The organism is Fastidiosibacter lacustris (assembly GCF_003428155.1).
Lineage (GTDB): Bacteria > Pseudomonadota > Gammaproteobacteria > Francisellales > Francisellaceae > Caedibacter > Caedibacter lacustris.
This window is the reverse complement of record NZ_QLIR01000001.1, coordinates 119,032-144,790: the sequence shown is the minus strand read 5'-3', so window position 1 is coordinate 144,790 and position 25,759 is coordinate 119,032. Positions and strand designations below refer to the sequence as shown.

Below are 25,759 nucleotides of genomic sequence, written 5' to 3'. Positions count from 1 at the left end.
ACCACTTGCTTTACATGGCGTAACGCCATATAATAACAAACATACCAGGACGGACCTGGTAGCGGAAAGCCTCACGTGAGCAGGCAATAAAAATAGGAAATAAAAAATGGCTAATTATACAGTGACACACGCATGCGGACATACCAAAGAGCATAACATCACCGGTACAAATGTGCGTAACGAGAGGGAGCACAAAGCCGCATGGTTAGCAGAGCTAATTTGCTCTGACTGCAAGGACAAAGCAAAACAAGACAAAATAAATACCACAAATGCAACTCTAGTCCAATTAAGCGGGTCCCCTAAGCAAATAGATTGGGCAAACGCAATACGCGCCAATGCAATCCAACACATCAAAAAGGTAAAAGAGCAAGTGGACGAGACTTATGCAAAAGCTGAGGATCGAGAGCAGCAATCTAGGCTAGAGTGTGCACTGCAAGCAATTGACGATCTGATAAATGCTCCTAATAGCAAGACTTGGATTGATGCAAAAGATAGTTTTGCTAGCCTGCTCAAAACATATAGGTACCTAGAGGGCAAGGCGCTTGAGATATACAAAAATAAATAATACGTATCATAGTGCTGGGTATGCCAGCACACAACATACATAGGCGAATATGTTAAAATTTTAATAACAAACGAAAGTTTCAATCCAACACTATATTAATAACAGTTAATATAGCGACCAAATCATTAAACATTATTTATTTTTTTTTGCAAGTTTTTTAGTATGTATCAACCACAAGAGAAATTGGAATGATTGATAAAATTAACAAGATTAAAGGAGATAATATTGAGCAATAACTATCTAACACATTTAACCTTGCCAACTGGTGATAAAGATAGATGCTATCGCGACACCATAAACGATAAAACAATAAAATTATTAAAACCGTGGCTCAAAAAGTGTATTGACTCTCGTATCGCACAGCCTCTGCCTGTCCCCGATTTAGCACACTACTCTGCAAAAATACTAACAGATCACAGTGTATTAATTGTTACTGTTTATGGTCCTGCCGCTCCTCATGAGCAAGCTCAGGCAAGTAGTGCTGGCATCCCACTGACAACAAGCTATATAGTCCAAAGATCAAGGCAAGCAGTGCGAGCGTGGATGTTGATTAAAGAGCATTTTAGATTTTTGACAGCAAAAGTAAACGCGCAGCAAATACCTAATGCTCCGTCGATCACAACGGTTATACATGACTGTGGAGCGTTGTATCTTGATGCATTTTTGTGGCTTGCCGATTTTGAGCGTTGCATTGCCTGGACATGGATAACTGACAAACCACAACTTGAGGTTGTTTAATATGCAAAGTAATAATCAATTAGCTACTCCAGCGCTCGTTAAATCCGTGCGCAAAAAATTTGGATTAAATCAAACGCAACTTGAGGTTATATTGCTTGGTCACGACCGCAGCAAAGGCAGACATGTAAACCGATGGGAAAATGGGAAAATGAATCTATCTTATTTAGCCGAGCAGATATTGTTGTACTTGCATAATAATGATAGGGCTTTGGATGATGATTTCATAAAAATTTTATTCAAAAATATTTAATATTTTTTTAAAAACCACTTGCTTTACATGGCGTAACGCCATATAATAACAAACATACCAGGACGGACCTGGTAGCGGAAAGCCTCACGTGAGCAGGCAATAAAAATAGGAGTTAAAAAATGAGAACAATATTTGAAGAGCAGCTAATAATCGAAACGAAAGAAATCGAAACTTTTTTTTGGAGTGATTAGATTAGTCAAACTTAAAGACAATCAAGATGATGTCCCTGCTTTTGGATTATTCCCAGCCAAACTATACGATTACCCAGAGCAATGGGTAGCCGAGTTTGTTGGCGGGGATTATGCAGGTATTAATGTCATGCCTACAGTGCGAGACAGACATGAATGGTGCCTCACAGAAAGAGATGCGCTTAGGGAAATTTTAAAACTTGCCGTGTCTATTAAGTATGTTGACAAATTGGAGCACAAGATGATTTGGGGATAAGAGTAGAAAAATATGAAAATCAATGAATTGACACAAGATGAAATAGAAATAATTCAATCGCGGCGTGAAAAACTAGCACAATATGATGCAGCGAAAGCATTTCAGAGCAAAGCAATTGCTATTGCGCATGCCTTTAGCAAATGGTCAACTAAGACAGGAGATGAGCTTACCTTTTCAACCTTTGTTAATTCGTTTGGCTATCAGGGTAAAGATAGTAATTTAATGTACGAAACTGTTAAGCGAATCATCGAGGCAGCATGGAATGATCTACGTCGGTTCTAAAATAGTTACAATAGCACCGAAAGGCTAAAAAAAACTTGCAAAAAAAAATAAATAATGTTTAATGATTTGGTCGCTATATTAACAGTTAATATAGTGTTGGATTGAAACTTTTATTTGTTATTAAAATTTAATATAAAGAAAATATTAGTCGCTATTTAAAATATTTAAATAGCGTTGGATTGAAACTTTTGTTTGTTATCAAAATTTAATATAAGTCGCTGTTTTAATAAACAGCGTGGTTTTTAATAAGTAATTGTTTTTTATTAAAGATTTTAATAAGTAATTGTTATTTATTAAAAAAGATGTTTGCTACCGTTGTCGTTGGCAATATAAATCACATAACTGGTTTAAGGACAAAAACTATGCGCCGGAGAAAAATAGATAGAGCTTGGCATATCTCAAAGATTAACCCAACTCCCTCTCAACAAGATCACATTGAAAAAGCTATTTTTACACATGTTGATCATGATGTATTAGAGTCCATGACAGCAAAACAAATAGCCCAGCTATTTATTATCCATAATATCAGTTGGCATGATGCAAAAGCTCATGCAGGAGCGGAATATTTAAAAGGAGATGACTGCGTTTGGATTGGTAGAGATGTACAAAAATTAATCTCAGTTAGCGCTCTAAAAGAAATAGCATAACAGGTGACTAATGGCTACACACCGACAGAAAAATCAAAGTTTAAAACTTTTGTTGTTTGCTATTTTTTGCGGTTTTGTTTTTGCTTCCTGCTTTAGCTGCTGCCGCTTTAAGCTCAAATCAATATTAGTAATCCTTAATGCCGCTAGAGCATAGATATAAGTATCCAATGCCTCATTACGCTTATCAGCGGCAACGTTATGCCATTCATATTTTGGGAAACCTTTTTGATAGCGTAAGAGACGCTTCTCAGCGGTTAATTGTCCAAAGTAACGGGCATCACATACATTAGCGTCAAAGTGGATGACGCTGGCACCCTTCTCTTCTTCAAGCTTCAAGCGATTGTATAAAATACTTTTACCTTCATCGGTGCCAATCATGTACAGGTCAAATGCCTTTTTATTGGGCACCCTCTTGCGATTGGGGGCGGCAACAAACGGATACTCACCACCACGCCCTTTAATCGCAAAGGGTAAGCCAATGCGACTGCGTCTGACATAATCGTACGCCTTAGAGGTCATGTTATTGGTGCCGCCAGTATCTAAACAGGCAAAGGCAATTGGCAGCTGTTTCCCAGACTCATGCTGATAACGCTTATGCAGGAGGTATTGCGTCAACTCGCGCCAAACCTCATCCTCACTTGTCTCGCCGTGAAAGATTTTATAATCAATCACCCAGCTTTCTTCATCCACTCCCCAGCCAACTGCTTGGAGCTCAATTCTATCCTGCTGCACATCAATACCTGCAGTGATTAACACGATTCCCTCTGGTAATACCTCCCAATGCTCAACACGGGCAAGTAAACTGCCTGCTTCGACCTGCTCACCTTCTTCCTCCCACGTTTCAGCAAGGGATACATTGACAAAGGTTTTTAAATCACCTGTTTGTTTCTTCTCCAAAAACGATTGCACAATATCAGCAAAGGTTCTAAATGGACTGTATAACTCATTTAAATGAAAGCTTGCATGTCCATTAAATGGCATTCTTGCCTGCCATTCACCTTTACGTATCATTGCAAGTTTCTGTCCATCGTTGATTAAGCTGCCACAGTGCTCACACGTATAATACGCGCTTTGTGTGTCATGCTTGCCTTTGTCACTATGCCAAGTGACGTTTTTCCACTGCAACACCTGATATTCCTCACAATGCGGGCAAGGTACATAGTATTGACGCTGATCGCCTGACAGATAACTCATCTCAACAAAAGATGCACCTTTGTGCGTGGGTGTGCTCGTGATTAATAGCTTACGCTTACTGCCAAAGGTTGCCGCACGTTGCCATAACAAATTAACTGGATGCCCCTCGCTGGTGCGTTCATAACCGTCCACCTCATCGGCATAAATCTTAGGTGCTGAACGACCTCGCATGGTGTTGGGGGACCCAGACCAAGAAAGCATTAAAAAACCACCGTGATAAGACTTCATCTTTTGGTTATTGACTCCCTCACGCCCGCGTGGCTTTGCCAAGCAATCACGGATGCTTGGGCAATTATCCACCATCGGGTTAAACTTAGTTTCTAACCACGTTTTAACATCTGATTCAGACGGCTGCATCACAATCTGCGACTCGGGTTGATGCTGAATATAGTAGCCAAGGCTGTTGTTTAAAATTGATGTTTTGCCCAATTGTGCCCCGAACATCAGCGTAATCTTGTTGGTTTTTGGAGATTCAATCGCTTCAAACACGCCTTTTTGATAGGCAATCGTGCGCCACCTGCCTGGCACTGCTGAGGTCCCCGCAGGTAAGTACACATGCGATTCTGACCAATCGCTTATCCCCAGGTCTTTAACGGGCTTGAAGTGCTGCTCAAAGGTTTGTTTGATTAGTTTAGATAGCACGTTAGTCAAAAATAATACTTTCAAGATTTTGGTATTCATCGTGTGTAATATCTTCTTTCACAAGCAAATCACCAATAATCATCACGGCAACATCTCGCGGCAGCGTTTCAACATAGTCCACTAGAATCTCTCTATCAGCGTCTTTTTCAGATAATATTGATCTAAATAGCTCTGCAAATTTAGTTGTTGTCGTATATAGTTGCTCACTAAGGGACGCATACCTTAAGCCAGAAAGATGCAACGCATCAACATACGCTCGTTCTTTTATTTGGGCAGTGTTTGGGATCAAGTCATTTTCTTCATTCATATCAATCATATTAATCATTGCTCTGTTCTCCTATTGTTAATTTATCTAATGTATCGTCAACACCATCGCATGCGGCATACATCGCATCTTTAAGCTCGGCAGTGAGGATTTTTTTGAATACGTCTTTATCAGTTTCGCCCACTAACGTGGTTTCAACACGTTCGGGAATACTGAGTAACTTGTTGCGCATCATACCTAACACTTCTGCTAACGCATGCTCTAACTGCTCGGCATCGATTGCTTTGTTTGATGCAAGCCGCGCTTTGATTTCTTCGTTATCGGCTTGGGCTTTTATCAATCGCAATTTTTCTTCCTTCAATGCCACATTTAAATCAATATCACTGTCATCGTTCTTTGCTCGCACACCAATGTAATCAATATAACGATGAATATTTTCAATCATCGGATACTGTCCATTTTTTTCTTTTGTCAAAACTCCTTCTTTAACAAGTTGCTGAACTCTTCGTTCTGATAACTTTAGTAATTTTGCAAGGACTCTCGCGGTGACAATGTTTGCCGCCATATCATGCGCTTATTTTCTCATCTGCTGCATTGAGTAATTGATTAAAAGTTTTGCCAGATTCCAGATGTATTGCTTCTTTGCCTGTCAAATTTTGCCAACGTTTAACAATTACATCGCAATACTTCGTATCAAGCTCAATTAATCTTGCTTTTCTTGATGTTTTTTCAGCAGCAATAAGCGTCGTCCCAGACCCACCAAATAAGTCGAGCACAATTTCATTTTTTCGGCTACTGTTTTCGATTTGGTATTGTATCAAATCGACTGGTTTCATGGTCGGGTGCTCCGCGTTGCGTACAGGTTTGTTAAACTCAAGTATGGTCGTCTGCTTTCTATCGCTTCCCCAGTAATGCTTTCCACTTTTCCAACCATATAAACATGGCTCATGTTTCCAATGATAATCCTGCCGCCCAAGTACAATATTGTTTTTAGACCAGATTAAGGACTGCTTAATATCCCAACCAACATCTATTGCTGCCCCATAAAAGTTGTAACTCTCTGATGCAGCATGCCAGATATAAAAAACAGCCCCGCTTTTCATTACAACATTAGCATTGCTATAAGCATCGCTTAAAAACTGTCTAAAGGCTGTTTCACTCATTGAGTCATTTTGTATTTTAAGTTTTTTTGATGTCTTACCCTCATAATTCACATTATAAGGAGGGTCAGTAATCAGTAAATCTGCTTGTTCCCCATCCATTAATTTTTCTACGTCACCCAAAATTGTGCTGTCACCACACAATAATTTATGCTCACCAATCTGCCAAATGTCACCTTTAACTGTAACAATATGGACATCATTAGCATCTGGGCAATCGTCCTCATCTGTTAAAAATGCATCTTCTTCATCTTCAAAAATAAGATTGTTTAACTCTTCATCTTCAAAACCAGTAATCGCTAAATCAAACTCGAGCTCATTGAGCTCACTAAGCTCAATTTTTAATAGCTCATCATCCCACCCTGCATCATCGGCAATGCGATTATCTGCCAATATATAAGCACGCTGCTGTGCCTGAGTTAAATGCACAACACGCACGACAGGGACTCTTTGCAACCCTATCTGTTTTGCCGCAATTAGACGACCATGACCAGCCAAAATCATATTTTCATCGTTAATAACAACTGGTGCTATAAAGCTAAACTCTTTCATGCTTGCAGCAATCTTTTTGATTTGACTTTCACTGTGTGTGCGTGCGTTATTTTTGTATGGCATTAAGTCATCAACGCCTAAATATTCAATCTTATTTTCCAAACCCCAGCCCCTTTTAACTTCGCCATTGATTTCGTTTTTTAGGCATTTTTCCCATTTACATATGTATATAAAGCGAAACGAAGTCATTTTTTTAATTCACGCAGAAAGTGCTTTTTGCGCGTATCAAACCCGCTTTGATTTATCCTTTTAAAAGTACCTAAAAACATTTTGCTTACCGCATCCTATCAACCAACCATCAGATAGATTGTGCAACTTTGGCTTATATTATTTAATGAAGAAGAAAATACGCAAGAACAAAACATTACTTAAAACAAACACAACTGCCGTTGCACACTCTTGTCAACAGGCTTCCGCGGCTGCTCAGTATAACAATTCAAAACCGTCTTTTCTTTTACACCAAGCAGTTGTGCTACTTCATGCGGTGATGCACCTGCTTCGCTTAACTTCCTAGCTGCCCATTCTTTAAGTTTTGAGTCGCTTATCTTAACGTTTTCCTTATGTATGGGCAGTCTTTGACCACCAAGATTCTGGACCAATTTCTTAAACACGGCTTCTGGCAATGCTTTTTTAAGATAGCCAGTCGATTTATCGGCATAAAGCGGGATATTGACCATATTGCGCGCATTTGTACATGCAATATTGTACACTATCTCAGCGTATTGCTCTCCGATTGCATTTTTAACCAGCTTGTAACCTGTTGACAATATTAAAGTTTCCATCCCCCCCCTCCTATTTACTTTAATGGTAAACAAAATTCGTCGTTGGTAATCTTAATTGTAAAAATTTGGCGGCAAATGAGTTTTTATAAGCCAATTGTTGTTTTACAAATGGCAACTCCAGTGCCTGTAAAACAGCTTGCTCCACCGTTATTTTGTTTTTTACTTTAATGACCGATAATGTGCCCTGTGGTAGGTCATATTGCTCTTCAAATTCGCGCATATTTTTATAGCGCATGCCATTAATTTCAAAAGATTTTTTTGAAATTTTGTTGGTTTTATAATTTTGCTTAACATAAGCAATCGTCTCAATAACGTTAAAATCATTCTCTGCAAGCGCTCTAATAAAGTACTTTTCTGCGCATGTAGTCAGGTTATTATCTTTAACATAACGAAACAGCGCTTTTTTTGTTTTAAATGCCTTGTCATTAAATATATACATTTAATCTAACCTCTTAATTATTGTAGCAGGCTCAAAACGGTATCTCATCATCTTGAAAGTCATTAACCTGTTGCATTGTCGGCGGTGCGTACGGCTGCGCACGTGGTCTTTGATGTGTTTGCTCAGGTTGTTGCTCTTTAGGTGGGAATACAGCTAACCACACACTACCATCAGCAGTTTGCTCAAGTGCCGCTAAATTAAAGCTGGCATCGAGCTTTAGCTTAACGCCGCTTTTCGTCTCAAATACTTTGCCAACTGTTTTATTTAGATATCTTTTTTGACCATCTTGTCCGATGTAGGTGCCTGTTGTAGCAACAATATTATAATTGTGCATGTTTATTTTTCCTGTTTTCTTTGTTAATAGTCATGTAATATTTTTTGATTACTGCATTTGGAATCTTAAGCCAATGCAATGGCTGTATTTCGCCTTTTTTAGCCATATTTGCTATGATTCGTGCAGCTCTCCACTCTTGATGTTTTGCAATCTCAATCATTAACTAATCTCCTATTGATTTAATTTTAACTGTGCAGCTACCGCCACGCTTTTTAGCTAACATGCGCACATAGAGCGTTTTAATTTGACTGTCATCGTTGATAATACGGGCTTGCTTAATCCCATCAAATAGTGACTTAAGCGCGTTATCAACATCACGGACGCGATTATCTGGCGGACTAAGCAAAACGACTAACTTGGCATCTCCAGTAATAGGTTTAATAACACGCCCGCATTGCTCAATCGCATCAAAATACAGCTGATTTCTGAATTTAATATGCCTCTTTGATAAGCATTTTTTGCCACTCTTGGTCGTCATATAGAGGTTATTGACGCTTGGTGGGTATATTGTTGTAAATTCGTACTGCATTATTATTTACCTAATCAACACACCTGGCTCACCGTACTGCAAATAAGCGCCAGTAATTGCTTCGCCATTTTTAATTGCTTTTTTAAGCTCAACTTTGTCGGGCTCGACGGTAATTCGTTTGTATTTTTCGGGAATCATATTAACGTTAGACACATGTACCTGTTCGCCAGGCATACGCCAACTCACCATGATTTGCGCGTCTTTAAACTTCTCGCCCTCAGCCATGTTTTTAGCCAAATAAGTTTTAATCGATTCAATGCGTTTTTTGAGTGATTGTTCCCACTTAACAAATTTTGCTTTTTCATTACTTACTGCAGTTAATTCAGCATCTAAGTTTTTAATGTATTTCCCGAGATTAAGCACCTTTTCCTCACGCGCTATCTTGAGATTTGTTAGCTTTTCCGTATCAAGCTCAGCAATCACTTCACCCGTTTCAACGTCAACCGCTTCACAAATGACCTGCATAATTTCCTGATTAATGTCATAAAGTTTCATGGTCAATTACCTTGGATGCTTTGTACTGTTTGACCAAGTCCATAAAGTTATTCAATGCCAACTGGCAACTGTCTAAATCATCCGACTTAAACTGTGCAAATTTGGCAAAATCCTTAACATCAAGTCCCGCCTCTTGAATTTTAAATAGCAATTGATTTACAACTGGATGTGCTGGCTCTTTCTTGGGGGGCTCTTGCTTTGGTGTAACGTCTATTGGTTCGCTTGGCGGTAACTCGTCTTGCGTGTAGGGAATTCCGCCTAGCTCTACGCTAAACGCCATTCTAAACCCTTGTGCAATCGCCACTTTTTTAAGCATGGTACGCGGCTTAGATTTCCACATTTGATTGTTTTGCGCGTACTCATCAAAATAAACCTCGTGATAAAAAGGTTCAGACCAGTCCTTGCGCTTAATTTCAATACAAGCTTTTAAATTTGGCGCGACACCTTCCGTCCACGCTTTCCAGCCGGCTAACTGACCGCTGCGTTCAGCACGTTGAATATAAACCTCATAACCGACCACGATGTTAAAATTGTCACCATACGCAATGCCATGAATTTGCCTTAAAAACGGATTTAAATTAAACGCCTTGGCAAGCTCAACAAATTGCGTTCTATGAACTGGGTTTAGGTTATTCCCCATTGACTCCAAATACTTGCCAATTTGTTCATCAGTGACCATCGGCACCTGATTATTTGCTGTTTGTATTTCTTGACTCATTCCTCCCCCCAGGTTTTAAATGAATAGATTACCCTCGTTATCAAGCCAATACTGAAATGCGTCAAAAGATGAAAAGGTAAACTTCCCATTTAAGACGCACTCAGCCCCCACCTCCCCACTTGCGTATAATGTAATGCTAGATAAACTTTGGCTTTGTAATAGCTGTCGCTGTGCTTTTAAAATTGCTGCGTTTTTTGACTCGCTCATGACTAAATATTCATTACTGCTATAAGTCCAATATTACCAATCTGTATTAACTGCTTTGTGAAAGTTAATTTCAATTCCCTTGTGCGTTCCCTTAATTTAGCCACCATTTAATTCAGCCCTTGTTAAATCAGCATCAACCAAATCCGCTTTTCTGAACTGTTTTCTCGTTTACATCCATAATTTCCACCACTCTTCGTCTTTTTTCTCTAGCTGAAAAACCTTCATAATACACTTATTACCAACATCTATATTTATGTATTTTTTGTAACATCGACCTTCCATGAATCTTCGATCTATGTTTATTTTTTTGTCATACTTTTTAGCCAAAACATCAATGCCGTTGTACATGTGTATTTCCTGAAAATTATCCATATCATCGCATAGCCGAATATCATGATGTAAATTATCAAGTTTTCTTGCGCATAGTATCATCTTAGTTTTTAATTTTATTAACTGATCAAATATTTTAAGCTGTTCATCTATTGTATATTTTTCTTTCATCTTAATTTATCCATTAAAGTTGTTATCGACATCACCCATATACCAAACGCTGATTGAAGTTGAGATTGCTCATAACTCCCCCTCCATCAATTTATAAATTGCGTACTTCTTATTGCTCTTTAAAATCTCCGTTTTAATCGGATAACCCTTGCTACGTAAGTCAAAAATACGGGCACCAAGACGCATACAGCCGTAGCGGTTTAATGCTTCAAGCGGCGTTATGCTGCCGTTATCTTTTAAGTGATTTAATATCTCTAATGATTGGTGCATCTATTTTTCTCCCTCATACCAGAACACCCACGCCTCACGCTAACGCCAATTAACTGCAAGGATTGTTATGCAGTGAGCGCTCTGGTAAACTTTTCTTGCCAATTAACAAACCATAAGGATGTTTACATGTTTGACTTAAACCCGCGCCAACCAGTTCCTGACAGAGTCCCATACAAGCCTGGAGACAACGACAGACGAAGAGACTTCAACTCGTCACGATAAAACTTAAGGCAGCAAGAACAACTGTTGCCAGTGCAGTACACAATCCAGCGTTGAACAACTTTGATTTCCAGGCAAGTTTGGTTGAATCATCGCTAATGCTTTTTTCTATGCCAATAATGATGCACTGTTTAAAATACAACATCTTGTGCTTGTAAGTGTGGCTGTGCAGTAGTCTTGACGGTCTGACTCCACCGCTTAAGCCCACTGTTTTGATTGCAGCTAGAAATATCAGTATTGACAGAATGAACCCAACTACCATGATGACCACAAACTTGTGCGGCAACCAGTTTTGCAGTGTCATCAATGCTGATACCGCGGAAATCAGTAGCGCCAATAAAGTTGTTGTTTTTTTGTGAGTTTCTGTAATATCCTCCGCTAAACTTTGCAGTAACTGATTACCCTGGTCTATCACATAATCTGCTATTGCATCATCAACTTTATCCCACTCCACGTCCCACGTTTCTTCTTCAGTTTGTTTTTTATTGAAAATCATTTCCTTATCCCTTGTTTAGCTTTTAATTAAAAGATGTTGCCATTAAAGCTGTACTGCCTTAATTTAAACCCCCGCATTTCGCCGTAAATATGGTGCCAATGAACGAACGACATCACGGTAATACCTTTCTATAGGTTTTTGAAAAAAGTTGCATGAAGGCAATTTATGCGCATTTTTATCGCTTGCAATTTCCTCTCTGTCCATCTGGATTATTCTCTGTGTACGATATTTCAACATCTTGCTAGTTATTTTCATGGCTTAGCCCTCCTTGGTTTTTGTGATGCTTGAAGCCACATATTTTTGCTTAAATGCTTCAATTTCAGCTAAAGTAAAACTTTTATATCTTGCACTAGGGTCAACTGGTGTAAGCTTCCCATGTTCAACATAGTTATGGATTGTTTCAGGTGTCTTACCAAGTATTCTTGCTGCTTCTGCCGATGTTATTTGCACCTCTTGGTATTTTTTTACTTGCGTCATCACATCAATACACTGGTTTAACCGACTTAGAACCGGCTGCAACGCTTCCTGCACTTGCGCATAAATTAACTTATCAAAACTCATGCTGCACCTCCTTGAACTTCCTTAAATGCAATCTTGTTTTTTATCTCTGCCATGATTTGCTTGGCACTGCCTTTATTGCCCGCAACATAGGCTAGTTGTTTGTTGCTCTCTGATTCGCTTAGGTAATTGCAGCCAATTCGGTTAATCATTACCGAGCCGTTTTGTTGGTCACAAATTCCTGCAAAATATGGTTTTGTCTCCATCGGCGTAAACGAATAACTCACGTATGCCTTGGCAAAATCTTTCTTCAAAAACTCCAACTGCTGAATTGTGCTCGTACACAAACGATGCCAACCACCAACAGCCTCCAGCGCCATATGTATCACCTTGTCACCGAATGCTACTGTGCCATAAGCTCCATAACGTGATATTGCATCATAAACCGCCTGCCACGCCATAATTGCACGACTATCAACATCAACTAGGCAAGCGTTTCTAATTTCTGCAATCGTTGGAAACGAGTTATATACCCTTTGACTTAAAAGCTTTTTAACGCCCGCTTTAAAGTCGCCTGTTTCGATGTCATTCAACATCTCAAAATAAATCTCTTTAAAACTCTGGTCTTTTTGACCGTACTGGTTTTCGATAAACGTAAACCAAGAGCTAAAAATGTTTTTATCTAACATATTCAATCCCCCTCCTAAAACATGTCTTTGATGTTAAAAGTGCCTTCTTCCATTCCTCGAGCAATTGCCACCCCCACTTTGCCCTGTGCCACGGCTATCTGCTCAGGTGTTACGTTTGCATTGGCATAACTATCCATTTTCGGACCAAAAAGTGTATCGGGTCGTAAGTACTGACGAAATTTAAAATCATGCCACCAAAGTGCGACTTGATTATCGACTGCTCGTTTAAACGCATCGACATCATGACCATCGGCAAAACGTGCACGAATGAGCTCACGTGTTTTTTTGCAGGTTGACTGGTAATTGCTACCTGTTTTCTGGTTGAGGTAATTTACAATCTCGGCATAAGGGTAGCTTTTTGGATTTGTATCGTCGGGGTTGCCCGACAAAGATACTTCGTTAGAAGTATCTATATCCTTACCTAACTCTAACCTAACCTTACCTGGGTTTCCATTTGGTATACGACTGGTATCCATATGGTTGTCGTTTGGTATACCATTTACACCCAAAGAGTAAGAATTGTTACTGTCAATACTCAGTTTTGTAAACTCATGAGGATAATTCGTTGGCTTGTATCTATCACTACGGATGTAATTATGGATGCGCCAATGTTTGATGACTATAACCCCAGTTTCAAAGGCAATTAAAAATTTCTTGGCAAGTAGAATCTTGATTTCATCATCCCCTGCGCCAATCATTCGTATGATTTTTTTAGCGTTGTTTATGAAGCCATCATCATCTGCACGCATACATAAATGAAAATATAATGCTTGTGTGGACAATGACATATCGAGAAAAGCATCACTATCAATGATACTTTTTGCAAACATTCGTCTTTCTGCCATAGCTAGACTCCTTATGATTTTTTTCGAAAGTTGCATCGGGTGGTTCGAAACGTATCACAAGCTACGCGCATATGCTTTCCCATTGCTGGTGTTGTATGGCATACGCCCACCCGAAATTTGAAAAAACTTCGGAGTTTGTTTAGAAAGATTAATAACGTAATCCATCCGCTTATGATCTGGGTTTCGAAGCCCGACACTAGCGATTGTAGCAAGTCGAATATATTAATCAAGGTCATATCTAATCCTTTTTAGTATTTTCTCATGAATAATCTCAAAAACTAAGCGCTTAGTTTGTACTTAATAGCAATCCATCTTGGCTGCCATGTGTTTAGTATTTTCATGTATCAACACGTAAAAATCATTCATCGAAATCCCCTAAATATTTCGGATTTTTAGGGGAAACCCCCTAAATATTGCTGATGTATATAAAAAATTGTTGTGCTTTATGCAAATTTAGTTACATTTTGTCATAAGTCTCTACTACAAAAATAAGGGAGTTTTAAAATGAGGAATTTGAAGTTTATTCTATTTGTGTGCTCAATATCAGGACTGCTGTTCGGTTTTGATGCTGGTATCATTTCAGGGGCAATGATTTATTTAAAAAACGACTTTCATTTAACACCGTTGGCTGAGGGTATTATTGTAAGCGGAGTACCTATAGGCGCCCTAGTTTCAGCTGTATTGTCAGGCAGAGTTATAGACTATTTTGGCAGAAAAAAAGCCTTAGTGATAACTGGTTTACTATTCTTAACTGGGAGTATTTTTTGCACCATAGGCATGAATATTGACTGGATAATCATTGGTCGACTATTTATGGGATTAGGTGTTGGATTAAGCTCAACTATTACACCTCTATATCTTAGCGAGTTGTCACCTGCTCAGCATAGAGGTAAAATTGTGACATACTATCTCATATCAGTTAATGCAGGAATATTCTTATGCTATGTAAGCAATGCGCTACTTGCAGGCTTTGAATCTTGGCAGTTAATGTTTTTAATCACCGCGATTCCTGCAATTATATTCACTTTATGTTTAAAAGTATTACCAGAGTCTCCACGATGGCTTTATACAAAAGGACGCGAAGCACAAGCTAATAGGGTTATTAAAGAGTTATATTCCATCGTTGACCAAAATACTGAACTTGAGTTTGTTCGCAAAAACAAGCATGTCCAAGTGACAAAATTAAGCAAACTTACGTGGACACATAAACGACTTTTGCTAATTGGCATTGCCATTGGCATATTTACGCAAGCGGTTGGAATTAATGCTGTGATTTACTATGCTCCAACCATTTTGATGGATGCAGGGTTTAGAAATGGGAATATAGCTATATTTGCATCCATATTTATAGGTTTTGCAGTTATGTTTGCTGCAATTATAGCTAGCAGAAAGTTAGATAAACTTGGCAGAAGAAGAATGCTGCTAACTGGATTGGTTGGCATTATCACGTGCCTTGTTTTGATGAGTGCCTCATATGCATTGATAAATAACCCTATAATCCTTGCAAGCGTCATTCTGATACTATCTGTTATATTTGTATTGTGCCAAGGGTTAAGCGTTGGACCAGCATGCTTTTTGCTACCAGCTGAAATTTTCCCAATTGATATTCGCGGATTGGGCATGAGCTTATCAATTGCAGCTAATTGGTTTACAAACATAATTGTTGCAATGTTTTTCCCGACAATGATAAGTTTGCTGGGCACATCAGCAACATTTCTTACATTTGCCATAATATCAATAATTGGGTTTATATTTTTTACTTATTGCATTACTGAAACCAAGCAAAAGTCCCTTGAGGAAATAACTCAAGGAGGTGAAATTCTAGTGCATGTATAACGAACCGCTGGGACTGGGGAATGGGGTATCAAGATAAGAATTGTTTTCACAACAGAAATAATATTGAGGTACTTAATAAATGGAGCAAAATTTAATTCAAAACAGAGTAATGGAACGCAACGTGCATGATATCAAACTACTTGTAAAACCATTGGAACGAATCGGCTTAAACTACTTTACATTTGACGCGAATTATTTAGATGGCTCACATGTCAGATTAACTACCCACTCAGACTGGATTCAGCATTATTATGATCATAAGCTGTATAATGTTGCTATCTTTGAAAAAGGATTTCAACACATGCAAGATGGTCACATTCTTTGGGAATGGGTTCAATCCCCAGTGTATCGTGAGGCTAGTGATTTCGGCATAGAAAATGGTATTACAATCATTAAAAAGCATACAACTAAAACCAAATTTTATCACTTTGGTTTTCACCGCCATGTATCTTTAGAGCACAATGATTTAGGTAAAATACTGTCCGCACTGCATGCATTTATCAATTATTTTAATGACAAAGCATCACATATTATTACAGAAGCAGAAAATCAAAAAATCATTATTCCAGACTTTGTTATTAAGCCTTCAAGTGTCTCAATATCTGATCAAATTATTAATGAGCTTGTGACAGTGCTTGATAAGAGCACTAGCAAAATATATATTGATTCACAATCAGGTCAATATATCACAAGACAAGAACGCAGAATTTTAAATTTTCTTAAAGGAGGATTAAATTTAAAAGAAACAGCAAGCAAACGCTGTCGATCAGTAAAAACGGTTGACAATCAACTATCAACATTAAAAGCAAAATTTGAATGCAATACATTGTATGAGCTCGCTGCAAAAGCGACAAAAATTAATTTATAAGGAAACAACATGGAAATATGGCTAGACAGCTCAAACTTAAGTGATGCTAGATACTTTGATCATGTCGGACTTACAAGTGGCATTACTACTAATCCTAAAATCTTAGCTAGTAGCCAAAATAGTCCCTTGCAGACTCTTCAACGATTGCTTGAAATAAACGATCAGCCTATCTGCGTTCAAGTTACTGCACAGGATACTCTCGGGATCATTGCTCAAGCACGTCATCTGAGAACAATTTCTACCCGATTTATAGTAAAAATCCAAGCCAATAAGCAAGGATTCAAGGCAATGAAAGAGCTTGTTAGTGAGAATATTCCCGTGTTATCGACAGCCATATTCACTGCTGGACAGGTGCTTACATCTTGTCAACTAAATGTTGACTATATTGCCCCTTATTTTGATCATATAAAACAATCTAATATAAACTGGGAAAACGAAATCAGGAGGATGGCTGACATCGTCAAAAGCGTCAACTGCAAGAGCAAATTAATGATGGCAAGCATTAAAAACATTGAGGATATTTACTACAGCATGGACATTGGCGCGCAAGCGGTGACTGCACCGAGTGACATTTTAAGAAAGCTCGCTGAAGAACCATTACAAACATCTGACGCTTTGCAAATGTTCAGCACCAGCTGGGCAACTGTTGAGGATGATTTGTTTAACCAAACAACTCAGCATGACTGCCTATAGCAACCAATGTAATGCTTTCCTTTTCAATCTTAACATACATCAAAAGGTCATCTGAAAATAAGTGCAATTCTCTAATTCCTTTAAAATTTCCCGATAATTCATGATCTCTATATTTCACGGGCAAAACCTTCTCATGTATTAACAATTCGACGACTTTCTCTAATTCATTAAGTACCTTTTGCTTATGACGATATTTTTTAAGCGATTTCTTGAACTCTTTCTTTTGATATAATTTAAGCACCTCTCAGCGCCTTAATTTGTTCTTTAAAAGCAGCCAAACTAATTTCCTTGCTCTCAGATTCCAGCGCCTTTTCCAGTAGTGTCTTCTTCGACTTATTTCGCTCCATAAAATCCTTAATGGCATACCTTGCATAAGAACTAACAGACAACCCCATTTTTTGTGCCTGAACATGAATAGCCTTATTTAAACTTTCATCGACTGTAACTTGAATTTTTCCACTCATCACAACGCCTTTAGATTCAATAAAACATCATTATGAATCATTTTAGCATATTTTTGACATTCAAAAAGAAAAAATTGATATAAAAACATTACACCATTGGCTAAAAGAATGCTATTGGTGTAAGAATATACCTTTAAATATTGTACAAAAGGCAATACAAAACTCTTTATGTGCAGCCATATTTTTTAATGATGAAATTATTGGATTTGCAAGGGTAATAACTGATAAGTGTAGGTTTGCCTATAAGTGAATAAGAGTAAACCAACCAAACATCAGGTTTAGCTTACGATCATATAAAGTGTTATTTTTAGTTATTTTTTGATTTATCAAAAACCTGTCCCACAATTTGAGCTGAAAAAATATCTCTATGCCTTTCGCTCCAATCTTTTAATTTATCATCCCAAAGTTGCTCTCCATTAGCTATTTCTTCACTACAAATAGTAGAGACAAACACATTAGAGGCTAATACACTACCTTCAGCAGTTTCAAGAGTGTATCTATCTGGCACTACTACCGTATTAATCTCGGTTACTGACAACATGTCACCATTAGATGCCAACAAATTATCACCAAGAACTAAGTTTTTTGCTATATCAATCGTTTTATTGTTGTCAACAAGCATTACCACACCATGACTTGGAGTAATTTCAAGTTCTATCGTTTGTTGATTTGATGATGAATTAGCCTTAATTCGGATAAATTCAAATAATCCTTCAGTTTTAATATTTTTTGTTACTGTCGTCCAAAATGGTTTTCCATTTTTAATGGTTTTAACTTGGTCGCCAGGATGTATATTAGCTATTTCTTTTTCTATTTCTACTCCATTTTCTTTGGTGATTAATTTTGTTGAGGGAGAAAAACATGACGCAACACATGATGCTCCACAACCCTCAACGCAAGGAGGCAAACATGCAACAGCAGCAGGTCCTGTAAGCGCAGCGCAAATTGCTTCACATCCAGCGACACATGACATAAAACATAGCAAGTAAAAAGGTCCTCCATATGCTACAGAAAAACCAAATCCTATAGCAAAAACTAAACTACCAAATAATTTTTTCATCATGAGTCTCCCTAATAAAGTTACTGAAAATTGCTCATAAAGCATTTAAAGCAAAATTGATTATCCAAGTTATAATTTTTTTAACAAGATATTTTATGTAACAAATAGAACCTAAGATGTTATATAGTGAAAAGAAATAAAGCTTTATATTAAAAATAATATATTTATTAAACCTAACAATCTCATATATTATCTATCTGTTAACTCATAAAAATGTAGAAAAACATTATGTCTCAACAAAATAATGAACTTAACGTAAAAAGATTAAAGAAGGACGGAATCGCTCGCTCGCAAAGCGTTGAGGATGATTTAACCAAGCTGTAATCTTGCTTGGCAACCGATTGCAGCAAATGCTTTTTTGAGCGTGATGAGAGTCAAATTCTTGCGTTTACCAGATTCAATTGCTTGATAATTCTGGTAGGCAATATCCATTGCATTTGCCATCTGTATCATCGTCATATTATGGTCTTCACGACAAAAACGCAGTAAGAGAGGCACAGATACCTCAACTGATGGGAAAAATTCTGTTTCATCATCAAGTTTTACTGATGGGCGATTCACTTTAATTCCTTCCTGCAAGCAAGCTTCAAGATAGCAATCTAATGCTTCTTGCGCCATAGCACGTGCTTCCTCCAAAGTATCACCAAAAGTATGACATCCCTCTAAATCACGGAAAAGCACAATATAAGCCTCATCCTCTTGGGTGATTTTTGCGGGATAACGTAGTGTTTCCATAATCTACCTCATTTTTTCAACAATTTTACACTTGTTTGTTTTTCAATCATTTTAACAGTTGGATAAGGAACGTCTCTACCTTTATGAAATGGAATTGTTGTCAATTTACCATCTTTTATATATTGCCTATGCGAACCCTTGCCTTTTCTTAAGCTCTATCCATCCATTTTGTTTTAGGATTTTAGCAATTTCTTCTGGCTTTATCGGCATATTGCTTCCGTCATCCAAAATTTTATCAAATTATGGCTTTGCATATTATATTATGCAATAAAAACATTAAAACTTTGTGCATTAAAAACTAAAACTTTACACAAACTCAATTTTTTTAATTGATATCCTGGCTGTACCTGAGTGAATTGTACAACCAACATCACACCTCATAACAGATTTTCCTTGTTACCTATATGTTACCTTTAGTTTTAATCATTACCTTTTATTGCTTTTTTATTTATTTGATAAAATATTATTTTGTAAGGCTTTCATATGGTGCACCCGAGGCGATTCGAACGCCTGACCTTTGGCTCCGGAGGCCAACGCTCTATCCAACTGAGCTACGGGTGCCTAATTCTAATCGTTTGCAGATTGTGAAAGTATCAAAAAAAAGCAATCAAAATCTCGGATTTATAATCACGTTTTTCTATAACGCCTGAAATTTTAGGAACCTGCAAAAAACTCTTTAACGTTATCAAACCAAGATTTTGACTTTGGCGAGTGCGTATGTTGTTCGCCTAAAGAGGCAGCAAACTCCTCTAATAAAGCACGCTGTTTGGTATTTAAATTAACGGGTGTTTCAACGGTTACTTTACACATTAAGTCTCCCATGCTATTACCTCGCAACGCTTTAACGCCTTTACCACGTAACCTAAATAATTTACCTGTTTGCGTTTCAGGTGGAATTTTAAGCTTCACCTTACCATCAATAGTAGGCACATCTAACTCACCACCTAAACATGCTATGATGAAAGTAATAGGTACTTCACAATAAAGATCCGAACCATTACGCTCAAAAATAGCATGCTCTCTTACACGTACTTGCACATATAAATCTCCAGAAGAGGCACCATATTCACCAGCTTCCCCTTCACCTGCAAGCCTAATTCTATCCCCTGTATCCACACCTGCTGGGATTTTAACCGATAATGATTTGGTATCCTGTTTTCTACCTTGTCCATGACAAGATCGACACGGATCTTTAATTATTGAACCTGTTCCATGACAAGTTGGGCATGTCTGCTCAACGGAAAAAAAACCTTGTGACATTCTCACAGCTCCAGCCCCATGACACATGCTACAGGTCTGTTTACCAGTTCCCCCTGTTCCATGACAGCTACCACAGCTGACATAAGTTGGAACTTTAATTTCCTTTGTTGTACCATGAATTGCTTCTTCTAGGGTAATTTCAAGGTTATATTGTAAATCGTTACCACGACGAGCATAAGTACGAGAGCTTCTTCCGCCCCGCGCCCCACCACCGAAAATATCACTAAAAATATCACCAAAAACATCATTAAAGTTACCACCGCTAAACCCACCATGTCCTGAGCCTTGTTGGACACCAGCATGACCAAATTGGTCATATGCTGCACGCTTTTGCGGATCGCTTAATATTTCATAAGCTTCTGAAGCTTCTTTGAATTTAGTCTCGGCATCTTTATCATTTGGGTTTCGATCAGGGTGATACTTCATCGCCATTTTACGATAAGCACGTTTGAGTTCCTGTTCTGTTGCACTCTTGGATACGCCTAATATTTCGTAATAATCTCTGGGCATGTCTTTTTACCATTATTCTCGTCTGCATTTAAAACGCTATAAAAAATGCGGAACATGCCCGCATTTTTCAAGTTAAAAGTTAGCTTTTATTATTTCTTATCGTCATCTTTCACTTCTTCAAATTCAGCGTCAACGACATTACTATCTGCTTTCTTAGCATTTGAGTCATCAGATGAAGTATGATTTTGTGTTGCATCTGCTTTACCTTGTGCATACTCATAGGCCTTTTGTGAAATCGGCGCAAATGCTTCTTCTAGTGCTTTTGTCTTCAACTCAATGTTATCTTTATCATCTGTTTTTAACACAGCCTCTAGTTCATTACATGCAGTTTCTACTTTTGTTTTTTCTTCATCAGTAATTTTATTTGCTAAGTCTTTTATTGATTTACGTGCACTGTGTAATAAATTATCACCTGCATTTCTTGCATTTACCAACCCATGGAATTTCTTATCTGTTTCTGCATTTGCTTCAGCATCTTGCACCATTTTATTAATATCATCTTCAGATAAGCCACTTGATGCTTTAATCACAATATTTTGTTCTTTACCTGTCGCCTTGTCTTTTGCTGATACGTTCAAAATACCATTGGCATCAATATCAAAAGTTACTTCGATTTGTGGCATTCCACGTGGTGCTGGAGGAATATCAGATAAGTCAAAGCGCCCTAAGGACTTATTTGCTGACGCCATCTCACGCTCTCCTTGTAGTACATGAATGGTCACAGCAGGTTGATTATCTTCTGCAGTTGAAAAGACTTGTGATTTCTTAGTTGGGATAGTGGTATTCCGCTCAATCAGCTTGGTCATTACACCTCCCATTGTTTCAATACCCAAAGATAAAGGCGTTACATCTAATAACAACACATCTTTAACGTCTCCTGCTAATACTCCACCTTGGATTGCAGCACCAATTGCTACTGCTTCATCTGGGTTAACATCACGGCGTGGTTCTTTGTTAAAAAAGCTTTTGACTTCCTCTTGTACTTTAGGCATACGCGTTTGACCACCAACTAATAATACATCGGTAATATCGGATACTTTTAAGCCTGCATCTGCTAACGCTTTTCTACAAGGTTCAATTGAACGTTTAATCAAATCTTCAACTAAAGACTCAAATTTAGCACGTGTTACTTTAATGTTTAAATGCTTAGGACCTGTTGCATCTGCTGTAATATAAGGCAAATTCACATCGGTTTGCTGTGTAGACGATAGTTCAATTTTTGCTTTTTCTGCGGCTTCACGTAAGCGTTGAAGTGCTAATGTATCATTATGTAGATCAATACCACTTTCTTTTTTGAACTCATTGATCAAATAATTCATTAAAGCCACATCAAAATCTTCACCACCTAAGAAAGTATCTCCATTTGTTGCCAGTACTTCAATTTGACTGTCTCCATCAACGTTTGCAATCTCAATAATAGACACATCAAACGTACCACCTCCTAAATCATAAACAGCAATAGTTTGATCTGATTTTTGTTTATCCATACCATAGGCAAGCGCTGCCGCTGTTGGTTCGTTAATAATACGCTTAACATCCAAACCTGCAATGCGTCCTGCATCTTTAGTTGCTTGACGTTGTGCATCGTTGAAATAAGCAGGAACAGTAATAACTGCTTCTGTTACTTTCTCACCTAAAAAGTCTTCTGCTGTTTTTTTCATTTTACGCAACACTTCAGCTGAAACTTGAGGTGACGCCATTTTTTTATCTTTTAATACTTCAACCCAAGCATCACCATTATCTGCCTTAATGACTTTATATGGCACTTTTTTAACGATGTCGTGTTGCACAACTTTTTCATCAAACTTGCGACCAATTAAACGTTTAACAGCAAATAACGTATTATGCGGATTCGTCACCGCCTGGCGTTTAGCTGCTTGACCAACGAGAATCTCACCCCCTTCTGTATAAGCAACAATTGAAGGAGTTGTCCGCGCACCTTCTGCGTTTTCAATTACGCGCGCATTCTTACCATCCATAACAGCAACACATGAATTCGTTGTCCCCAAATCTATACCAATAATTTTACCCATTGTTGTTATCTCCTTTTAATTTAACGCCAAGGAATATGCCGACGCGTTTTTATTTTTCAAGTTTTATTTTCAGCTTCTTTTAAATCTAGTTTTTCACAACCAAGACACGGGCAGGTCGAATTACACGATTATTGAGCTCATAACCTTTTTGGAAAACGTTCATTACCATATTATCATCCATTTCAGGATTAGGTGACATCGCCATTGCTTCATGCTTATTTGGATCAAATACCTCACCAATTGGATCAATCTGTATCACACCAAATTTCTCTAATGTATCAACTAACATTTTCATGGTAAGTGTTACGCCTTGTGCCATTACCTTTACTTCATCTGACTCACCAGAAACTTCAACCGCCTTTTCTAGGCTATCTAGCACTGGTAATAACGCATTAGCAAATCTCTCTAGTGCAAATTTATGTGCATTTTCCACATCTTTTTGCGCACGACGACGAATATTCTCCATTTCAGCATGCGCACGCAGAACTTTATCATCCGCAGTAGCAACGGTTTCTTGCATATTTGCGATTGTAGTTTGCAATTCATTATTCTCTTTTTTAAGTACTAATACTTCATCAATCATTTGGGATACTGATTCTATCTGATCTTCACCCTGCTCAAGTTCAATTTCATTTGTGGATTCTTTATGATGTTTTTTTGACATTGATACACCTATTTTGATTTATCTGTTTTTATTACGGCGTATCAATTGCGGGCGCTTTTTTGCATTTCAAGAAAATATCTTACTTTTTATCTCTATAGCTTAAGGCTTTAGCTATTTATCATTATTCATCATCAAACTATGTAAATATAATTTATATTCAGAACAAAAAATAGCCTTGACTTCCATCGAATCCTCGCCAAAATACCAGCATGAAAAATATATCTCTTACAATATGAGCCTTATTCCCAAAGCCCTAAAAATAAACCTTTTAAGCCTTTTTCTACCTATTAGTTCTTTTGCTAACACGAGTATTAGCTTTGAACCTGTGAGCTATCAAATTTTACCTAACTGGGACTGTGGTGATCAAATGTACGCTTATCAAGCCTTACAAATTTCATGTAAAGCCATTCTAACTAATAAAAACTATAACCAAAACTGGATAACTAGCTGCAACAACGTTCTTGCTACTTATGCCCATACAGATCGTAAAGCACGAGAGATAATAGAGCAAAACTTTTCTCCCTATCTTGTTCGTTATGATGACAAAGTCGAAGGTCTTTTTACAGGATATTATGCTCCAGCCATCTCTGGTAGCTTATACCGTAATGAGGAGTATTCTGTGCCTATTTATAAGACACCCAACAACTTAGTGCAAAAGAAAACAAAATCAGGCACACAATATGGCAGAATTGTAAAAGGTAAACTTGTACCTTATTACACACGTGAAGAAATTTCTAATAACAATTATCTCAGTAAAAAAGATGTGATTGCTTGGGTAGGCTCTCGTATTGAGCGCACATTTTTACAAATTCAAGGATCTGGCAGAATAGAACTTACAAATGGCGAGACCATTCTTGTCGGATATGACAGTCAAAACGGGCATCCTTACCGACCTATTGGTCGTTATTTATTGGAAAACAAGCTGATACCTCGTGAAGAAATTACGATGCAATCGATCAAAAAATGGTTATATGATCATCCGCAACATGCAAACAAAGTATTGAACTATGATCCTTCTTTTGTTTTTTTCAGAGTATTAAGCCACTCCAATCCGATTGGTGCTCAAGGTGTACCATTAACACCTAGTTATTCTATTGCAATCGATAATAACTATTATCAATATGGCACCCCTGTGTGGCTAAGCACCAGTTATCAAACACCCGAACAAAAATTTCAAAAACTAGATAGGCTCCTAATTGCGCAAGATACAGGCGGTGCGATTAATGGTCCCATTCGTGGTGATATTTTTTGGGGCAATGGAGAACTTGCCGAATATTACGCAGGTCATATGAAGCATCCTGGCACGATGTTTGTACTCTTGCCAAAATCAAATGAATTTAGACTTACTCAAACCAACATAACTTAGAAACCATAGCAGTTCTATTGTCAATCTAAATACATAGTGTAAATCTATCTTCCTCTAATGCAACGCCACCCATTTTCGGCTTAATATATTGTATTTATTGAGTGCTTGCTCATGAAACTTGTTCATAAACTCTCGGTTACTGTTACTCTCTATCAGTTCTTTTTGAGCAAGGCTAATACCATAGCGTCGACACCAACGTTTAACCGTCCAAACTTGATAACCCATCATCTCAGAAGCTTTCACATACGAAACCCCTTGATCATGTAAGTCACTCAACACTTGTTCGGCTGACTTACCATATTTTTTCAATACATTTAACTCAAAATTATCGCTATATTGATTAGGCATTTTAAAACTCCTGTTCAACTACTGCTGTAGACAGCGGCATTTTCACATAGAACAATTGATCAGTCTAGGTTCCATAAAGCAATTTTTTAGCCAAGTCCTTGACTCTTCACATAGCAGCAAAAATGGATTAGCTATGGTCAATGCAAAGCTGCATTTGTGGT

The 25,759-nt window shown here is 37.8% G+C and carries 36 protein-coding genes, 1 tRNA gene and 1 pseudogene; 10 read left to right on the top strand and 28 right to left on the bottom strand.

The genetic code is table 11. The annotated features are described in order from the left end of the window. The first annotated feature begins 106 nt into the window (after positions 1–106). The 6 genes from DNJ77_RS00740 (at position 107) to DNJ77_RS00715 (ending at position 2,926) form a co-directional block, all read left to right on the top strand. Entirely contained in the window at positions 107–565 is a 459-nt protein-coding gene (locus tag DNJ77_RS00740; RefSeq protein WP_116963083.1) for a hypothetical protein, read from the top strand. Between the two features lie 225 nt (positions 566–790). After that, on the top strand, positions 791–1,303 hold the full coding sequence (locus DNJ77_RS00735) for a hypothetical protein (RefSeq protein WP_116963082.1): 513 nt from the start codon (positions 791–793) through the stop codon (positions 1,301–1,303). 1 nt (position 1,304) lies between these two features. Next, a complete protein-coding gene (locus DNJ77_RS00730) occupies positions 1,305–1,553 on the top strand; it encodes a hypothetical protein (protein ID WP_116963081.1) in 249 nt (82 codons plus the stop codon). Between the two features lie 183 nt (positions 1,554–1,736). After that, positions 1,737–1,997 (top strand): hypothetical protein, encoded by a 261-nt coding sequence (locus DNJ77_RS00725; protein WP_116963080.1) that lies wholly within the window; start codon positions 1,737–1,739, stop codon positions 1,995–1,997. A 12-nt stretch (positions 1,998–2,009) separates the two neighbouring features. Beyond that, positions 2,010–2,279: a hypothetical protein gene (locus DNJ77_RS00720; RefSeq protein ID WP_116963079.1), complete on the top strand. Its 270-nt coding sequence runs from the start codon at positions 2,010–2,012 to the stop codon at positions 2,277–2,279. Between the two features lie 362 nt (positions 2,280–2,641). Then, complete coding sequence (locus DNJ77_RS00715; RefSeq protein ID WP_116963078.1) at positions 2,642–2,926, top strand: hypothetical protein; 285 nt, start codon at positions 2,642–2,644, stop codon at positions 2,924–2,926. A 33-nt stretch (positions 2,927–2,959) separates the two neighbouring features. Here DNJ77_RS00715 and DNJ77_RS00710 read toward each other — a convergent pair whose 3' ends face one another. From DNJ77_RS00710 to DNJ77_RS00625, 18 genes are all read right to left on the bottom strand, one after another. Further along, the gene (locus DNJ77_RS00710) at positions 2,960–4,801 is read right to left on the bottom strand and encodes a phage terminase large subunit family protein (RefSeq protein ID WP_116963077.1); all 1,842 of its coding nucleotides are present in this window, start codon (positions 4,799–4,801) and stop codon (positions 2,960–2,962) included. Then, a complete protein-coding gene (locus DNJ77_RS00705) occupies positions 4,764–5,087 on the bottom strand; it encodes a hypothetical protein (protein ID WP_116963076.1) in 324 nt (107 codons plus the stop codon). Before DNJ77_RS00705 ends, DNJ77_RS00710 begins: the two co-directional genes overlap by 38 nt. Then, positions 5,080–5,592, bottom strand: a complete 513-nt coding sequence (locus tag DNJ77_RS00700; protein ID WP_116963075.1) for a hypothetical protein — start codon at positions 5,590–5,592, stop codon at positions 5,080–5,082. The genes DNJ77_RS00705 and DNJ77_RS00700 overlap by 8 nt, the downstream gene beginning before the upstream one ends. 1 nt (position 5,593) lies before the next feature. Further along, positions 5,594–6,841: a site-specific DNA-methyltransferase gene (locus tag DNJ77_RS00695; RefSeq protein ID WP_204723346.1), complete on the bottom strand. Its 1,248-nt coding sequence runs from the start codon at positions 6,839–6,841 to the stop codon at positions 5,594–5,596. 266 nt (positions 6,842–7,107) lie between these two features. Beyond that, the gene (locus DNJ77_RS00690; protein WP_116963074.1) at positions 7,108–7,521 is read right to left on the bottom strand and encodes a hypothetical protein; all 414 of its coding nucleotides are present in this window, start codon (positions 7,519–7,521) and stop codon (positions 7,108–7,110) included. A 19-nt stretch (positions 7,522–7,540) separates the two neighbouring features. After that, positions 7,541–7,960: a hypothetical protein gene (locus tag DNJ77_RS00685; protein ID WP_116963073.1), complete on the bottom strand. Its 420-nt coding sequence runs from the start codon at positions 7,958–7,960 to the stop codon at positions 7,541–7,543. A 31-nt stretch (positions 7,961–7,991) separates the two neighbouring features. Further along, a complete protein-coding gene (locus DNJ77_RS00680) occupies positions 7,992–8,294 on the bottom strand; it encodes a single stranded DNA-binding domain-containing protein (RefSeq protein WP_116963072.1) in 303 nt (100 codons plus the stop codon). After that, positions 8,281–8,454: a hypothetical protein gene (locus DNJ77_RS09885; protein WP_157966529.1), complete on the bottom strand. Its 174-nt coding sequence runs from the start codon at positions 8,452–8,454 to the stop codon at positions 8,281–8,283. The genes DNJ77_RS00680 and DNJ77_RS09885 overlap by 14 nt, the downstream gene beginning before the upstream one ends. A gap of 3 nt (positions 8,455–8,457) precedes the next feature. Next, positions 8,458–8,823, bottom strand: coding sequence for a RusA family crossover junction endodeoxyribonuclease (locus tag DNJ77_RS00675; protein ID WP_116963071.1), 366 nt, complete (start codon positions 8,821–8,823; stop codon positions 8,458–8,460). A 6-nt stretch (positions 8,824–8,829) separates the two neighbouring features. Beyond that, a complete protein-coding gene (locus DNJ77_RS00670) occupies positions 8,830–9,318 on the bottom strand; it encodes a siphovirus Gp157 family protein (RefSeq protein ID WP_116963070.1) in 489 nt (162 codons plus the stop codon). Further along, positions 9,305–10,036, bottom strand: coding sequence for a RecT family recombinase (locus DNJ77_RS00665; protein WP_116963069.1), 732 nt, complete (start codon positions 10,034–10,036; stop codon positions 9,305–9,307). The genes DNJ77_RS00670 and DNJ77_RS00665 overlap by 14 nt, the downstream gene beginning before the upstream one ends. Positions 10,037–10,051: 15 nt before the next feature. Then, positions 10,052–10,243 carry a hypothetical protein gene (locus DNJ77_RS00660; protein WP_116963068.1) on the bottom strand — a complete coding sequence of 64 codons (192 nt, stop codon included), beginning with the start codon at positions 10,241–10,243 and terminating at the stop codon, positions 10,052–10,054. Positions 10,244–10,411: 168 nt separating this feature from the next. Further along, a complete protein-coding gene (locus DNJ77_RS00655) occupies positions 10,412–10,744 on the bottom strand; it encodes a hypothetical protein (protein WP_116963067.1) in 333 nt (110 codons plus the stop codon). 69 nt (positions 10,745–10,813) lie between these two features. Next, positions 10,814–11,014 carry a helix-turn-helix domain-containing protein gene (locus DNJ77_RS00650; RefSeq protein WP_116963066.1) on the bottom strand — a complete coding sequence of 67 codons (201 nt, stop codon included), beginning with the start codon at positions 11,012–11,014 and terminating at the stop codon, positions 10,814–10,816. Between the two features lie 205 nt (positions 11,015–11,219). Next, positions 11,220–11,729 carry a hypothetical protein gene (locus DNJ77_RS00645; RefSeq protein ID WP_116963065.1) on the bottom strand — a complete coding sequence of 170 codons (510 nt, stop codon included), beginning with the start codon at positions 11,727–11,729 and terminating at the stop codon, positions 11,220–11,222. Between the two features lie 258 nt (positions 11,730–11,987). Then, on the bottom strand, positions 11,988–12,290 hold the full coding sequence (locus tag DNJ77_RS00635) for a helix-turn-helix domain-containing protein (protein ID WP_116963063.1): 303 nt from the start codon (positions 12,288–12,290) through the stop codon (positions 11,988–11,990). Next, positions 12,287–12,916, bottom strand: coding sequence for a DUF6475 domain-containing protein (locus DNJ77_RS00630; protein ID WP_116963062.1), 630 nt, complete (start codon positions 12,914–12,916; stop codon positions 12,287–12,289). The genes DNJ77_RS00635 and DNJ77_RS00630 overlap by 4 nt, the downstream gene beginning before the upstream one ends. Before the next feature lie 14 nt (positions 12,917–12,930). After that, complete coding sequence (locus DNJ77_RS00625) at positions 12,931–13,761, bottom strand: conserved phage C-terminal domain-containing protein (protein WP_116963061.1); 831 nt, start codon at positions 13,759–13,761, stop codon at positions 12,931–12,933. Between the two features lie 504 nt (positions 13,762–14,265). Between DNJ77_RS00625 and DNJ77_RS00620 the strand changes: the two genes are divergently transcribed. The 3 genes from DNJ77_RS00620 (at position 14,266) to DNJ77_RS00610 (ending at position 17,158) form a co-directional block, all read left to right on the top strand. Further along, positions 14,266–15,597, top strand: coding sequence for a sugar porter family MFS transporter (locus DNJ77_RS00620; RefSeq protein ID WP_116963060.1), 1,332 nt, complete (start codon positions 14,266–14,268; stop codon positions 15,595–15,597). A gap of 79 nt (positions 15,598–15,676) precedes the next feature. Next, entirely contained in the window at positions 15,677–16,465 is a 789-nt protein-coding gene (locus DNJ77_RS00615) for a helix-turn-helix transcriptional regulator (protein WP_116963059.1), read from the top strand. A 9-nt stretch (positions 16,466–16,474) separates the two neighbouring features. Continuing rightward, positions 16,475–17,158 (top strand): transaldolase family protein, encoded by a 684-nt coding sequence (locus tag DNJ77_RS00610; protein WP_116963058.1) that lies wholly within the window; start codon positions 16,475–16,477, stop codon positions 17,156–17,158. Here DNJ77_RS00610 and DNJ77_RS00605 read toward each other — a convergent pair. From DNJ77_RS00605 to grpE, 9 genes and pseudogenes are all read right to left on the bottom strand, one after another. Continuing rightward, on the bottom strand, positions 17,127–17,399 hold the full coding sequence (locus DNJ77_RS00605; protein ID WP_116963057.1) for a type II toxin-antitoxin system YafQ family toxin: 273 nt from the start codon (positions 17,397–17,399) through the stop codon (positions 17,127–17,129). The two genes, DNJ77_RS00610 and DNJ77_RS00605, sit on opposite strands and share 32 nt — an antisense overlap. Further along, a complete protein-coding gene (locus tag DNJ77_RS00600; protein ID WP_116963056.1) occupies positions 17,392–17,622 on the bottom strand; it encodes a hypothetical protein in 231 nt (76 codons plus the stop codon). The genes DNJ77_RS00605 and DNJ77_RS00600 overlap by 8 nt, the downstream gene beginning before the upstream one ends. A 307-nt stretch (positions 17,623–17,929) precedes the next feature. Beyond that, positions 17,930–18,685 carry a hypothetical protein gene (locus DNJ77_RS00595; RefSeq protein WP_157966528.1) on the bottom strand — a complete coding sequence of 252 codons (756 nt, stop codon included), beginning with the start codon at positions 18,683–18,685 and terminating at the stop codon, positions 17,930–17,932. A gap of 306 nt (positions 18,686–18,991) precedes the next feature. Further along, positions 18,992–19,417: a type II toxin-antitoxin system HicB family antitoxin gene (locus DNJ77_RS00590; RefSeq protein ID WP_116963054.1), complete on the bottom strand. Its 426-nt coding sequence runs from the start codon at positions 19,415–19,417 to the stop codon at positions 18,992–18,994. An 8-nt stretch (positions 19,418–19,425) separates the two neighbouring features. Further along, positions 19,426–19,551: pseudogene (locus DNJ77_RS10190) on the bottom strand (type II toxin-antitoxin system HicA family toxin); the annotation flags it as partial. Between the two features lie 350 nt (positions 19,552–19,901). After that, positions 19,902–19,978, bottom strand: a tRNA-Arg gene (locus DNJ77_RS00580). Between the two features lie 93 nt (positions 19,979–20,071). Further along, positions 20,072–21,187, bottom strand: a complete 1,116-nt coding sequence (gene dnaJ, locus DNJ77_RS00575) for a molecular chaperone DnaJ (protein ID WP_116963052.1) — start codon at positions 21,185–21,187, stop codon at positions 20,072–20,074. Positions 21,188–21,276: 89 nt separating this feature from the next. Then, positions 21,277–23,220 carry a molecular chaperone DnaK gene (gene dnaK, locus DNJ77_RS00570; RefSeq protein WP_116963051.1) on the bottom strand — a complete coding sequence of 648 codons (1,944 nt, stop codon included), beginning with the start codon at positions 23,218–23,220 and terminating at the stop codon, positions 21,277–21,279. An 85-nt stretch (positions 23,221–23,305) separates the two neighbouring features. Further along, positions 23,306–23,884, bottom strand: a complete 579-nt coding sequence (grpE, locus tag DNJ77_RS00565) for a nucleotide exchange factor GrpE (RefSeq protein WP_116963050.1) — start codon at positions 23,882–23,884, stop codon at positions 23,306–23,308. Positions 23,885–24,209: 325 nt separating this feature from the next. On the opposite strand from grpE, the gene mltA reads away from it, so the two are divergent. Continuing rightward, positions 24,210–25,250 (top strand): murein transglycosylase A, encoded by a 1,041-nt coding sequence (mltA, locus tag DNJ77_RS00560; RefSeq protein WP_239986701.1) that lies wholly within the window; start codon positions 24,210–24,212, stop codon positions 25,248–25,250. Positions 25,251–25,304: 54 nt separating this feature from the next. Here mltA and DNJ77_RS00555 read toward each other — a convergent pair whose 3' ends face one another. After that, positions 25,305–25,598 carry a hypothetical protein gene (locus DNJ77_RS00555; protein WP_116963048.1) on the bottom strand — a complete coding sequence of 98 codons (294 nt, stop codon included), beginning with the start codon at positions 25,596–25,598 and terminating at the stop codon, positions 25,305–25,307. Positions 25,599–25,759 lie beyond the last annotated feature (161 nt).

Bases quoted from the DNA above. Each gene is read 5' to 3' on its own strand.
- DNJ77_RS00740 (WP_116963083.1), top strand. From the start codon at position 107: ATGGCTAATTATACAGTGACACACGCATGCGGACATACCAAAGAGCAT.
- DNJ77_RS00730 (WP_116963081.1), top strand. From the start codon at position 1,305: ATGCAAAGTAATAATCAATTAGCTACTCCAGCGCTCGTTAAATCCGTG.
- DNJ77_RS00720 (WP_116963079.1), top strand. From the start codon at position 2,010: ATGAAAATCAATGAATTGACACAAGATGAAATAGAAATAATTCAATCG.
- DNJ77_RS00715 (WP_116963078.1), top strand. From the start codon at position 2,642: ATGCGCCGGAGAAAAATAGATAGAGCTTGGCATATCTCAAAGATTAAC.
- DNJ77_RS00710 (WP_116963077.1), bottom strand. From the start codon at position 4,801: ATGAATACCAAAATCTTGAAAGTATTATTTTTGACTAACGTGCTATCT.
- DNJ77_RS00705 (WP_116963076.1), bottom strand. From the start codon at position 5,087: ATGATTAATATGATTGATATGAATGAAGAAAATGACTTGATCCCAAAC.
- DNJ77_RS00700 (WP_116963075.1), bottom strand. From the start codon at position 5,592: ATGGCGGCAAACATTGTCACCGCGAGAGTCCTTGCAAAATTACTAAAG.
- DNJ77_RS00690 (WP_116963074.1), bottom strand. From the start codon at position 7,521: ATGGAAACTTTAATATTGTCAACAGGTTACAAGCTGGTTAAAAATGCA.
- DNJ77_RS00685 (WP_116963073.1), bottom strand. From the start codon at position 7,960: ATGTATATATTTAATGACAAGGCATTTAAAACAAAAAAAGCGCTGTTT.
- DNJ77_RS00680 (WP_116963072.1), bottom strand. From the start codon at position 8,294: ATGCACAATTATAATATTGTTGCTACAACAGGCACCTACATCGGACAA.
- DNJ77_RS09885 (WP_157966529.1), bottom strand. From the start codon at position 8,454: ATGATTGAGATTGCAAAACATCAAGAGTGGAGAGCTGCACGAATCATA.
- DNJ77_RS00675 (WP_116963071.1), bottom strand. From the start codon at position 8,823: ATGCAGTACGAATTTACAACAATATACCCACCAAGCGTCAATAACCTC.
- DNJ77_RS00670 (WP_116963070.1), bottom strand. From the start codon at position 9,318: ATGAAACTTTATGACATTAATCAGGAAATTATGCAGGTCATTTGTGAA.
- DNJ77_RS00665 (WP_116963069.1), bottom strand. From the start codon at position 10,036: ATGAGTCAAGAAATACAAACAGCAAATAATCAGGTGCCGATGGTCACT.
- DNJ77_RS00660 (WP_116963068.1), bottom strand. From the start codon at position 10,243: ATGAGCGAGTCAAAAAACGCAGCAATTTTAAAAGCACAGCGACAGCTA.
- DNJ77_RS00655 (WP_116963067.1), bottom strand. From the start codon at position 10,744: ATGAAAGAAAAATATACAATAGATGAACAGCTTAAAATATTTGATCAG.
- DNJ77_RS00650 (WP_116963066.1), bottom strand. From the start codon at position 11,014: ATGCACCAATCATTAGAGATATTAAATCACTTAAAAGATAACGGCAGC.
- DNJ77_RS00645 (WP_116963065.1), bottom strand. From the start codon at position 11,729: ATGATTTTCAATAAAAAACAAACTGAAGAAGAAACGTGGGACGTGGAG.
- DNJ77_RS00635 (WP_116963063.1), bottom strand. From the start codon at position 12,290: ATGAGTTTTGATAAGTTAATTTATGCGCAAGTGCAGGAAGCGTTGCAG.
- DNJ77_RS00630 (WP_116963062.1), bottom strand. From the start codon at position 12,916: ATGTTAGATAAAAACATTTTTAGCTCTTGGTTTACGTTTATCGAAAAC.
- DNJ77_RS00625 (WP_116963061.1), bottom strand. From the start codon at position 13,761: ATGGCAGAAAGACGAATGTTTGCAAAAAGTATCATTGATAGTGATGCT.
- DNJ77_RS00620 (WP_116963060.1), top strand. From the start codon at position 14,266: ATGAGGAATTTGAAGTTTATTCTATTTGTGTGCTCAATATCAGGACTG.
- DNJ77_RS00615 (WP_116963059.1), top strand. From the start codon at position 15,677: ATGGAGCAAAATTTAATTCAAAACAGAGTAATGGAACGCAACGTGCAT.
- DNJ77_RS00610 (WP_116963058.1), top strand. From the start codon at position 16,475: ATGGAAATATGGCTAGACAGCTCAAACTTAAGTGATGCTAGATACTTT.
- DNJ77_RS00600 (WP_116963056.1), bottom strand. From the start codon at position 17,622: ATGAGTGGAAAAATTCAAGTTACAGTCGATGAAAGTTTAAATAAGGCT.
- DNJ77_RS00595 (WP_157966528.1), bottom strand. From the start codon at position 18,685: ATGATGAAAAAATTATTTGGTAGTTTAGTTTTTGCTATAGGATTTGGT.
- DNJ77_RS00590 (WP_116963054.1), bottom strand. From the start codon at position 19,417: ATGGAAACACTACGTTATCCCGCAAAAATCACCCAAGAGGATGAGGCT.
- dnaJ (WP_116963052.1), bottom strand. From the start codon at position 21,187: ATGCCCAGAGATTATTACGAAATATTAGGCGTATCCAAGAGTGCAACA.
- dnaK (WP_116963051.1), bottom strand. From the start codon at position 23,220: ATGGGTAAAATTATTGGTATAGATTTGGGGACAACGAATTCATGTGTT.
- grpE (WP_116963050.1), bottom strand. From the start codon at position 23,884: ATGTCAAAAAAACATCATAAAGAATCCACAAATGAAATTGAACTTGAG.
- DNJ77_RS00555 (WP_116963048.1), bottom strand. From the start codon at position 25,598: ATGCCTAATCAATATAGCGATAATTTTGAGTTAAATGTATTGAAAAAA.